Here is a 9538-nt window from a genome sequence, read left to right as displayed (position 1 = left end):
TGTCCTTAGTACGAGAGGACCGGGATGGACACACCGCTGGTGTACCAGTTGTTCTGCCAAGAGCATCGCTGGGTAGCTATGTGTGGACGGGATAAGTGCTGAAAGCATCTAAGCATGAAGCCCCCCTCAAGATGAGATTTCCCATTACGCAAGTAAGTAAGATCCCTCAAAGACGATGAGGTAGATAGGTTCGGGGTGGAAGCGTGGCGACACGTGCAGCTGACGAATACTAATCGATCGAGGACTTAACCAAATAGAATTTGTTTGTCAAAATGTCTTTTATTCAGTTTTGAGTGAATAAGCACTCATTGTCTAGTGATGATGGCGAAGAGGTCACACCCGTTCCCATACCGAACACGGAAGTTAAGCTCTTCAGCGTCGATGGTAGTTGGGGGTTTCCCCCTGTGAGAGTAGAACGTCGCTAGGCACTAAGAAGTCGTTACCGAATCATCGGTAGCGGCTTTTTTGTATTTGAAAATAAAATGCCGAAGGCAAACCGTAAGAGGAGTAGCGAGAAAGTAGAGGAACAAAGAGTTCGAGGAAGCAAAGAAGAGAGACTAGGAGCGTATAACATACGCGAGAATCGAACAACTGCGGCTGACGAAGAAATCTGCCGTTCATCTGCTTTCGCAGCCCGAACACGGAAGTTAAGCTTGCGCGTCGATGGTAGTTGGGGGTTTCCCCCTGTATGAGTAGAACGTCGCTAGGCACTAAGAAGTCGTTACCGAGCAATCGGTAGCGGCTTTTTTCGTGTATGATCCAGAAATAAGATGCCGAAATCAAACTGTAAAAAGAGTAGCGAGAAAGGAGAGGAACAAAGAGTTCGAGGAAGCAAAGAAGAGAGACTCGGAGCGTATGGCATACGCCAGAATCGATCGACTGCGGCTGACGAAGAAATCTGCCGTTCATCTGCTTTCGCAGCCCGAACACGGAAGTTAAGCTCCTGCGTCGATGGTAGTAGGGGGGGGCCCCCTGTGAGAGTAGAACGTTGCTAGGCACTAAGAAGTCGTTACCGAGTCATCGGTAGCGGCTTTTTTTGTGTTTGATCCAGAAAATAAAGTGCCGAAGGCAAACTGTAAGATGAGTGGCGAGAAAGTAGAGGAACAAAGAGTTCGAGGAAGCAAAGAAGAGAGACTCGGAGTGTATAACATACGCGAGAATCGATCGACTGCGGCTGACGAAGAAATCTGCCGTTCCTCTGCTTTCGAAGCCTGAACACGGAAGTTAAGCTCGCGCGTCGATGTTGGGGGTTTCCCCCTGTGAGAGTAGAACGTCGCTAGGCACTAAGAAGTCGTTACCGAGCAATCGGTAGTGTAAATGATAATTTAAGCATGTACAAAAATGATTGTTTAACGATGTACATTTTTGACACTTGGCATTATTACTACTTTACTTGGAGTGGCGGGCATGATAGCCTCGAATGGCTAACCAGCCCTTGATACGGCTGGTTTTTTGGCGGGATAATCATACCCGCAGAGGCTCCATGTCAAGTTGTAATAATTTATCACGTTATGCTGTTGAGAGTAAAAAAATCAATAATGTACATCCTTATGCGAGCAAAAATGTACATTTTTATATTCACATTTACACGGTAGCGGCTTTTTTCGTGTATGATCCAGAAATAAGATGCCGAAAGCAAACTGTAAAAAGAGTAGCGAGAAAGGAGAGGAACAAAGAGTTCGAGGAAGCAAAGAAGAGAGACTCGGAGCGTATGGCATACGCGAGAATCGAACGTTAGACGGGCAGATGGAAGTTGAGGGTTTCTCTGTGATAGTAAAATCTCCTTTCTATTGTTATTAATCTCACTCTTGCCTTATTTGATCTCTTTCAGCAATTATCAAGGAAGTACAGCTTTTTAAATTAATGTTACTACTCACTTATAGAAGGACTTTTACTTTCTGCTTTATTTTTCCATTTATTTCAAATGAAACTAATCATTTATGCTTTAGTGTAGCAATATAAATGACACAAATTATTGCCTAGGAAATTATTCAACTTGCCCTTTGAAGATAAAGAAAATTAACTCAAAATAAGCTAGAAAATCTAGTATTTATCACGCTAAAATTATGAAAAAGATGCAGAAATAGACTTGAAATTATAAAAAGAGATGCTATAATTATATTTGTACTTTAGTTAAATGTATTGTTCCGAAGTAGCTCAGTGGTAGAGCAATCGGCTGTTAACCGATTGGTCGTAGGTTCGAGTCCTACCTTCGGAGCCATTTTTTTGTCTGTGCTTCCATAGCTCAGCAGGTAGAGTGCTTCCATGGTAAGGAAGAGGTCACCGGTTCAAATCCGGTTGGAAGCTTAATAGAAAACGTTGATATAAAGCGGTTCTTTGCAGTTGCGAAGAATGGTTTTTTTATTTTATGTTGGTTTGAAGTGACCGATGTGTGACCAATTTAGAAAAAAACACTATTTTTCCTCATTATTTTGGTCTGAAAACAACTTATCAAAAGTATTACTTGCATCTTTATCATCATCCTCATTTATATGAGAATACATGTTTAACGTCGTCTTGATATCCTTATGGCCAAGTCGTTTTTGGATGACCTTCATATTAACACCTTCACTCAAAAGATAGGATGCAGATGAGTGTCGAAGTCCGTGAAAAGATACTTCCTTTAATTTTTCCCTTTTGATGAATCTGTCCCAAAATTGTGTGACACTATCAGGTCGATAAGGCTTGCCATATTCGTTAGAGAAAATTAAAAAGATTTCTTTCCCCTTGCCATCTTTAAACCCTTCCCAAAGATTACCCATTTCCTCTCTAAGAGCAAGTTTATCTTCATAGTGATGCTTTAATCGATTCATTAGTGACTTTGGGTACGTTACATAACGATCATCATCAGTCTTTGTTGATTTAATGCGCAACCCATACTGTTTTGAACTCTGTAATGAGCTTTTAATATGAATTTGGTTTGTATCCCAGTTGATTACTTCAGGAGTCAAAGCTAATACTTCGCCTCTTCTTAATCCTCCTAAAAGAGCAAGTGCTGCAATCAAGTATTGGTGTTCAAGAAGGTTGTCCATTACGCTAATAAGATGAGGTATCTCATTTTTGTCGAAGAACTGATTTGCTTCAACTTTCATTTTTTTATGTTTTGGCTTCTGGACACCATACATCGGATTGTTTCTTTCATCAACGATTTTCCAAAGGACCGCATGCTTAAAAATTGACTTCAATAGATTATATTTTTTCTCTAGATTAGAATTTTGTACTTTTTCCTTCGTAAAGAATTGCACAATCTGAAACGTAGTAATATCCTTCAACCGCTTTTTGCCAAAATGCTTTTCTAAACTTTTCATAGCATAAGAATAATTTTCTTTCGTTGAAGCTTCCAGTTCATTTTCTGCATAGTTTTTAGTCCATCGTGAAGCGAAGTCTTTAAAAGTAGGGTTATCATCATCTAAGTGCAAACTTTCTTTAACTTCGTTTTCAAATACTCTTAATAGATCAGCAGCCTTCCGTTTACCTGAACACTCTACAATTTTTGTTTTACGAATCCTTGTTCCTGCCGCATCATAACCTAACTCAACATATAAACGATATTTTTTATTTGGTATTAATTCTTTAAATGATGACATATCATTCATCCTTTCTGTTTAAGCATAAGCAGTACTAAAGTATATTGAAAGATACTAAAAGATACATCGGTAGTTCTGTAAGTACTGATGTAACCTTTTTTTAGCAAAACGGTACTCCACTAGAAAGGTCTCTTGTATCATATAAATGGCTTTCGATTCATAATTATGTAGCCACAATATATTTAGTATATGACGAAGATAAATTCCATCTTTTCAAACATACGTTCTTATTATTGTAAAACAAAACCACCCCAAAAGAAAGGGTGGTTAATTAAAAAATTATTCTTTAAATGCTGGGTGTTCAAAATAGTTATTAGCTATTACAGCAAAGTTCTCTCCATTAAAGCTGTCCCATTTAATTTTATCTAGCTGTTCTCTTTCGAGATCAATTGTCATAACTTGACCATCTTTAGTATCACCATAAGCATCCGTTAATGGTAGTTGCCATTGTAAAACAATTTTTTTCGTACTTTCTAACTTAGAAATAGGCTCTAAAATTTCAATGGAATCTAACCAAATTGTTGTTTTTGTAAGGTTATTTGTAAAATTTTCGCTAGCGTTTAACTTAGCTATTACATAAGATCCGTCTTGTGCTTCTGATATATCTTCAATGCTAACGATTCTATCATTATCCATGTTAGTTTTTTTATCTATTTTATCAATAATGATGGATTCAATTTTCTGAACAGGAGTTTTTTTAGCTTCCTCTTCGGCTTTAACTTTTTCTTCAGCCTCTTTTTTTGCCTTTTCTTCAGCATCAGCCTTTTCTTTTGCTTTAGCTTCTTCCTCAGCTTTTTTTTCTTTATCTTCTTTTTTGACTTCACTAGAAGTTGCTATGCTTTTTTCTTTAGTAACTTCTTCTTCCTGAGGAGTTACTATAGCAATAATAAAAATAATAGCAATTAACCATACCCACCACTTCTTATAAAACGGTTTCTTAACTTTAATTTTCTCTGTCATGATAAATCCCTCCTACGTAATAATAGTTCAAATATACCACAAAAAATATTATTTCCCACTTATTTCAACCGCTTATTCTAACCATTCCATAAATCCTACTTTACCTCGAATAGCAAATATAGAATCTACTTTTCTATTAAATATTAACTCTAAACGATAATGTGCAAATTCTTCTGTTACTACAAAATAATCTGCAATATTGCTAATTAACACTGGTTGTTCTATCGCTGCGTTGTAAACATTCTGGATGAATTTATTAGGCATTAATATGTATGCTGACATTCGTTTCGCTTGATTTTCTAACTTATTAATAGAATGTATGTCTAACGATAGTTGAGATGAATGATGAGCATATATGTGACAAAATTCTTCGGCAAGCAAAAGCTTTCGTTCAATCGCATTAAGCCCAGGTTTTAAAAAAATCGTTCCTCTTCTGTCTACCTCACTCGGAAGAGCAAACGACTTTAAGAAATAAATATCTTCGCTGTCTAAGTAAGGTTCAGCGAAAGTGATATCCAAGGGTTTTATCTTAATCCCGTATTTCCAACAAATATCTTCAATATCGATTTCGTCTGGGTTGTTGTATTTGAAATTCGAGAGGACCTTTTCAGCTTTTTCTTCCCAGTAATCTGTAGTATCTAGTTGTTGTAGCATCTTTTCACTACCCATTCGTAATCAATATTTCCTCTTTGATTCTTTTATTTTTATTCTGATAAAGTTATAATAAGATGAAGTGGACTATTTAGTTTACCCATTGCACGCTGTTCAATTTCATTCCATTTAGTTAAATGATTTTCAATGCCTAATCCTTTAGTCATGCTTGCAGCAACACCTCCGATTGCGATTTCGCTTATTGGCGATTGGATGTTTGCAAAGGCGGTTTCTACAGCAGATAGAGAAGCGGTGTTCTCTGGGATAGACAAGCGCATATTCAATTTTGTTATCGCACAGGTTTTTTATCCTGTGCTTCTTTTTGTTTCCAAAAAGTTCAGCATATATCATCACCCTAATAACAGGGTGTCGGACGCTCGTGGGCAGTTTATTGGTAGCTCGTCCTCACTGCCTATGCGTTGCACCTTCCACATACCTTATACAGATAGCTTCCTGTGGCTTGGCTCATGATTGCCATATCTCTTCTTATACAAGACTTAGGGTTCCCATGAATTCATCCGATTTTCAGACACAAATTACTTTGTGTAGGGGCATAAGTTACCACTTCACTTATTCTTTAAGGCTTCCAAAACCATCACCAGGTTCCTCATCATCATCTTCTAAAAACATCTTCTTCATCGTATAGAGTTTAATCAGCTCTTTCACTTTCTTTTCTGGATTAGAAGCTAAATCATGAAAAAGATTTGGGTGTTTTCTTAGTTCCTTAAATACTTCTATTTCTTCAGAAGAAAGTTTAATTTCTTTTCCTGCTACATTAATATCATTCTTAGATTCTTCAATGTCCTCTAAATAGCCGGCTTCTCTCATTAATTCTTCATAATCATATTTATAAGCATTAGATATTAATCTTAGAGTTTCTGGAGTTGGTTTAACTTGTTTTCCAGATCTTTTATCAAAACCTTTTTCAATTGTATCAAGGTATGTATGACTTATACCTATTCGTTTGCTAGCTTCTCTTAGGGACTCTTTTCCTCTAAGTTTTCTAATTAACTGACTTAAGGCTTCCATTGTAATCACCCCGTAATACATACTTTACATGAATAAACTTTTAATATAAATAAATTTATTGTAAATCATTGTTGACACCAAAGTTATACATGTGTTACATTGTATTCAAGGAGGTGTTATACATGACTAACAATCTTCGCGAAGTAAGGATATCTATCGGTATGTCTCTAGCTGAACTTGCGAGGCGTTCAGGAGCGTCAAGACAAACAATTACTAACATCGAACTTCATGGACAAGAACCTGCTGTAGGTCTAGCTTTATCTATTGCATCAGCTCTAAGAACGGATCCATATCATATTTTTTTTGAAAACTATGTTATGCAAGGTTTACAAGATAAAAATAAAAGGGTTGTATAAAAAAATAGAACCTCGCACCCAGCAACAAGCTTTTAAACGAGCGGAGTACGCCATGACAGTCAAATGACTCGAGCGACGCCAATTGGTCAAGCCAAGACTTTAAAACCTTGCTGGTGGGTGTGAGAGAAGAAAAAGGTAGGTGAGAAGGATGGCAGGTTTAAAAGATTTGACAGTATCTATAGAAATTAAAAATTTAGATACCTTGGTAGATTTGCTCCAAAAGGCTACCGACCAAGTGGAGCAATTAGAAATAACTCTTAAAGAAATTGAAGAATGCGAACTTGTTGTAAACGGTATTTTAAAATTCTCAACAGCAGAAATAATCAATCAGGTAAAAAGTGAATTGGATAATTATTTCAATTCTTTATTAGATGTCTGATTAGATTCTTCTAAAACTCTTTTAACCAAAGTGTCTGTATATTTCATGGAAAAGGTCATAGAGAGTTTTACAGCATCAGCGATTATTGTACCTAATGCAGCCTTGTTATTCATATCAATGTCATTAAAAAGATCTGGTAGTTCTTCTTTCATTTTTAAAGAAATTTCACGTTTAACTTCTTTGGCTAATTCGTCAAAATTATGTTCGTTTATCAATAGTAACACCTCCTTCTCTTACACATTTCGACAGAGAAGGAAGAAACCCTACTAAAAGGAGGAAGAAAATTGAATCATTTACAACGTAGTATTTCAAGTTTAGAAATTGCCGAAATGGTAGGACGTCGACATGATCAAGTTTTACGAGATATTTCCACAGTCATTGAGCATTTGGGAGGTGACCACAAAATTGTGGGCACATATTTCATCAAAAGTGAGTATACAGATTCGCAAAACAAAAAGCGCCCTTGTTTCTCATTAACGAAAAAAGGTTGCGAATTATACGGAACTCGCATGACAGGGGAAAAAGGTACTCAATTTGCAGTCAAATATATCGAATGTTTTAACAAGATGGAGCAAGTATTACTTCAACCAAAAGTACTTTCTGAAAAAGAACAACTTAAAGCATCAATGAGATTGTCATTGGAAACTTCAGAAGAAGTAGAAGTTCTAAAAGGTGAAGTTATGGATCTAAAGGAAAAAGTAGAAAATCAAATCACGATTGATCATGGCGAACAACGTAGATTACAAAAAGCTGTTGCTATTAAAGTGTACGAACTGGAATGTGTTGCAGAATTACGTCCTAAGTTATTCCGCGAAATTTATAGAGAAATAAAAGACCGATTCGGTGTTGCTTCATACAAAGACGTTAAACGTAAAGATTTACAGCTTGCAGTTAGATATGTAGAAGCGTGGATACCTAGACGAGCTGCTTAATTGGAGAGGGCGTATTAAACGCCCTAATAGACAGGAGGGACATCATGAGAAAAGTGCGAGGAGCTAGAGCCTTATCGGATTATTTTAAATCAATCAATTGCGATATGTCGGAAACAACTATCTATCGTCTGCTAAAAACAAAAAGTATCCCTTGCAGACGTCCAAGCCCAGGTATTTTAATTTTTGACCTGGATTTGATTGATCGTTGGCTTTTGATGGAGGATGAGGAACAAAGTGTTTCTTTTTAACTTATCTTCATTCTATGAGATGTGACCGTATCAAAAAAGAACCATTCAGATACAAAAGGAGACATGGGGGAAATGACAATTAAAAATGCAGCAAATGTAGGACAAGCGGTTGCTAGATTAATGGATTCAGAGGAACTAAACGGAGATCAATTAGCTTTTGATTTAAATATTAGCCGGCAGTTAGGTAGTCATATGAAGAATGACAGAAGAAAGATGCAGCAAGACATTGCAAGGACATCCATGCAAACATATGACAATCCCGAATACATTACGGATGTTTTATATGAATTTAGCGAAGGTTATACCTCACCAGTATTCAGAGGGAAGCACATTGAACAACATCGATTATCTATCGAATCGTACACGATTCAAGAGTTACAAGAAGCTATAGCAAAGATGAAGGAAGTTAATCTTGCAAAACCGCCTGGAGTTATTTCTAAAGAAGAACGCATTGAAGTAAAGGCGCTTATGGAAGAGTTACTGGATGGAAAAGTGTTTATCGATAACATGCTAATCCAACTACAGAAGGATTATCGAATATCTATAAAAGATTGCATTAGAGGTTTAATGCCTCAATGGATGGCTAAGGGGTGGCTCGGATGAGACAGGAACTATTCAAAAAAGAAGATTATCGAAACGCATTAAGAGAACACGTAAGTATCTTAGATTGCTTAGAGGGAGCGAGAAATTGCTTACAAGAAGGAGAGTTTGAAAAAACATTACTTTTTATTAAAGACATTAACAAATCGTTAGATGTGTTGCTGAAATTAGCAGAAAAGCAAAAGCATGAAAAGGAAATGAAAGAGTTGTTAAATAGGTTAGTTCTTGCAGGAATAGACGTAATGGTGGTGAAGCGACATGTTCAATAGTCCAGAACAAGTAATGATTTATGTAGTTTCTATAGCGGTGGCAATGCTTGCAGGAAACATTTGGGGGAGTCTTAGCATAAAAAATAAAAAGGCTGACTAACTTGGCAGAGTTAATCAGCAGCTGAACTTATATGTAATTACATTATGACGGAGCTTTTGGCTCTCGTCAAGAAGTCCATAAGTATACCCTTTGCGCTTGTGGTCTTCTTGATGGGAATCAACCCTCAGAAAGCAGGTGAGAACATGTTAGAAAATCCGATGGTCTCGGGTTATGGATATGAAGAGCCTTTAAAAGTACCTAGAAAAGTTGGTCATTGCAAGTATAAACAATGTAGGGAAGAACTTTATGAAGGAGAAGGATATGAGTTTAATGGGAACTTATATTGTTCAACTGGGTGTATCGGAGATCATCTACTTGAAGAAAACGAAGTGATTGATTTAAGTGCATAAAAAAAGACCGCTATAGCAGTAGCGGACTTCAAGGATTCTCGAATCAAATCTATGAATCTATTATATCGAGAATCCTT

The 9538-nt window shown here is 36.8% G+C and carries 13 protein-coding genes, 2 tRNA genes and 2 rRNA genes; 11 read left to right on the top strand and 6 right to left on the bottom strand.

What is annotated here, in order from left to right:
- From FG384_RS02530 to FG384_RS02515, 4 genes are all read left to right on the top strand, one after another.
- A 23S ribosomal RNA gene (locus tag FG384_RS02530) occupies positions 1-253 on the top strand; the annotation flags it as partial.
- Between the two features lie 58 nt (positions 254-311).
- A 5S ribosomal RNA gene (gene rrf / locus FG384_RS02525) occupies positions 312-427 on the top strand.
- A gap of 1719 nt (positions 428-2146) precedes the next feature.
- Positions 2147-2221, top strand: a tRNA-Asn gene (locus FG384_RS02520).
- 13 nt (positions 2222-2234) lie between these two features.
- Positions 2235-2307, top strand: a tRNA-Thr gene (locus FG384_RS02515).
- 107 nt (positions 2308-2414) lie between these two features.
- Here FG384_RS02515 and FG384_RS02510 read toward each other — a convergent pair.
- The 5 genes from FG384_RS02510 to FG384_RS02490 all read right to left on the bottom strand — a co-directional run bounded on the left by FG384_RS02510 (position 2415) and on the right by FG384_RS02490 (position 6227).
- Entirely contained in the window at positions 2415-3587 is a 1173-nt protein-coding gene (locus FG384_RS02510) for a tyrosine-type recombinase/integrase (RefSeq protein WP_166462357.1), read from the bottom strand.
- 279 nt (positions 3588-3866) lie between these two features.
- Positions 3867-4547: a hypothetical protein gene (locus FG384_RS02505; protein WP_142640959.1), complete on the bottom strand. Its 681-nt coding sequence runs from the start codon at positions 4545-4547 to the stop codon at positions 3867-3869.
- Positions 4548-4619: 72 nt separating this feature from the next.
- Entirely contained in the window at positions 4620-5201 is a 582-nt protein-coding gene (locus FG384_RS02500; RefSeq protein ID WP_166462356.1) for an ImmA/IrrE family metallo-endopeptidase, read from the bottom strand.
- A gap of 50 nt (positions 5202-5251) precedes the next feature.
- Positions 5252-5482, bottom strand: coding sequence for a hypothetical protein (locus FG384_RS02495; RefSeq protein ID WP_142640957.1), 231 nt, complete (start codon positions 5480-5482; stop codon positions 5252-5254).
- 286 nt (positions 5483-5768) lie between these two features.
- Positions 5769-6227, bottom strand: coding sequence for a helix-turn-helix domain-containing protein (locus FG384_RS02490; protein ID WP_142640956.1), 459 nt, complete (start codon positions 6225-6227; stop codon positions 5769-5771).
- 122 nt (positions 6228-6349) lie between these two features.
- Here FG384_RS02490 and FG384_RS02485 point away from each other — a divergent pair, with 122 nt between their 5' ends.
- Entirely contained in the window at positions 6350-6583 is a 234-nt protein-coding gene (locus FG384_RS02485; protein ID WP_240793325.1) for a helix-turn-helix transcriptional regulator, read from the top strand.
- 148 nt (positions 6584-6731) lie between these two features.
- Positions 6732-6962, top strand: coding sequence for a hypothetical protein (locus FG384_RS02480; RefSeq protein WP_142640955.1), 231 nt, complete (start codon positions 6732-6734; stop codon positions 6960-6962).
- Here FG384_RS02480 and FG384_RS02475 read toward each other — a convergent pair.
- A complete protein-coding gene (locus tag FG384_RS02475) occupies positions 6935-7177 on the bottom strand; it encodes a hypothetical protein (RefSeq protein WP_142640954.1) in 243 nt (80 codons plus the stop codon). The genes FG384_RS02480 and FG384_RS02475 overlap by 28 nt on opposite strands.
- Positions 7178-7246: 69 nt before the next feature.
- On the opposite strand from FG384_RS02475, the gene FG384_RS02470 reads away from it, so the two are divergent.
- The 5 genes from FG384_RS02470 (at position 7247) to FG384_RS02450 (ending at position 9461) form a co-directional block, all read left to right on the top strand.
- Complete coding sequence (locus FG384_RS02470; protein WP_240793324.1) at positions 7247-7894, top strand: Rha family transcriptional regulator; 648 nt, start codon at positions 7247-7249, stop codon at positions 7892-7894.
- 44 nt (positions 7895-7938) lie between these two features.
- Positions 7939-8142 carry a hypothetical protein gene (locus FG384_RS02465; RefSeq protein WP_142640953.1) on the top strand — a complete coding sequence of 68 codons (204 nt, stop codon included), beginning with the start codon at positions 7939-7941 and terminating at the stop codon, positions 8140-8142.
- Positions 8143-8214: 72 nt separating this feature from the next.
- Positions 8215-8745, top strand: coding sequence for a hypothetical protein (locus FG384_RS02460; protein WP_142640952.1), 531 nt, complete (start codon positions 8215-8217; stop codon positions 8743-8745).
- Positions 8742-9011: a hypothetical protein gene (locus FG384_RS02455; protein WP_142640951.1), complete on the top strand. Its 270-nt coding sequence runs from the start codon at positions 8742-8744 to the stop codon at positions 9009-9011. Before FG384_RS02460 ends, FG384_RS02455 begins: the two co-directional genes overlap by 4 nt.
- 243 nt (positions 9012-9254) lie before the next feature.
- Positions 9255-9461: a hypothetical protein gene (locus tag FG384_RS02450; protein WP_142640950.1), complete on the top strand. Its 207-nt coding sequence runs from the start codon at positions 9255-9257 to the stop codon at positions 9459-9461.
- Positions 9462-9538: the final 77 nt, after the last annotated feature.

The sequence above is a fragment of the Psychrobacillus vulpis genome (assembly GCF_006861825.1).
Taxonomy (GTDB): domain Bacteria; phylum Bacillota; class Bacilli; order Bacillales_A; family Planococcaceae; genus Psychrobacillus; species Psychrobacillus vulpis.
Note: the sequence above shows the minus strand (reverse complement) of the source record. Positions and strands in the feature narration are given on the sequence as shown.

Excerpts from the sequence above, each read along its gene's own strand:
- FG384_RS02510 (WP_166462357.1), bottom strand. The coding sequence starts at position 3,587 with ATGTCATCATTTAAAGAATTAATACCAAATAAAAAATATCGTTTATAT.
- FG384_RS02505 (WP_142640959.1), bottom strand. The coding sequence starts at position 4,547 with ATGACAGAGAAAATTAAAGTTAAGAAACCGTTTTATAAGAAGTGGTGG.
- FG384_RS02500 (WP_166462356.1), bottom strand. The coding sequence starts at position 5,201 with ATGCTACAACAACTAGATACTACAGATTACTGGGAAGAAAAAGCTGAA.
- FG384_RS02490 (WP_142640956.1), bottom strand. The coding sequence starts at position 6,227 with ATGGAAGCCTTAAGTCAGTTAATTAGAAAACTTAGAGGAAAAGAGTCC.
- FG384_RS02485 (WP_240793325.1), top strand. The coding sequence starts at position 6,350 with ATGACTAACAATCTTCGCGAAGTAAGGATATCTATCGGTATGTCTCTA.
- FG384_RS02480 (WP_142640955.1), top strand. The coding sequence starts at position 6,732 with ATGGCAGGTTTAAAAGATTTGACAGTATCTATAGAAATTAAAAATTTA.
- FG384_RS02465 (WP_142640953.1), top strand. The coding sequence starts at position 7,939 with ATGAGAAAAGTGCGAGGAGCTAGAGCCTTATCGGATTATTTTAAATCA.
- FG384_RS02460 (WP_142640952.1), top strand. The coding sequence starts at position 8,215 with ATGACAATTAAAAATGCAGCAAATGTAGGACAAGCGGTTGCTAGATTA.
- FG384_RS02455 (WP_142640951.1), top strand. The coding sequence starts at position 8,742 with ATGAGACAGGAACTATTCAAAAAAGAAGATTATCGAAACGCATTAAGA.
- FG384_RS02450 (WP_142640950.1), top strand. The coding sequence starts at position 9,255 with ATGTTAGAAAATCCGATGGTCTCGGGTTATGGATATGAAGAGCCTTTA.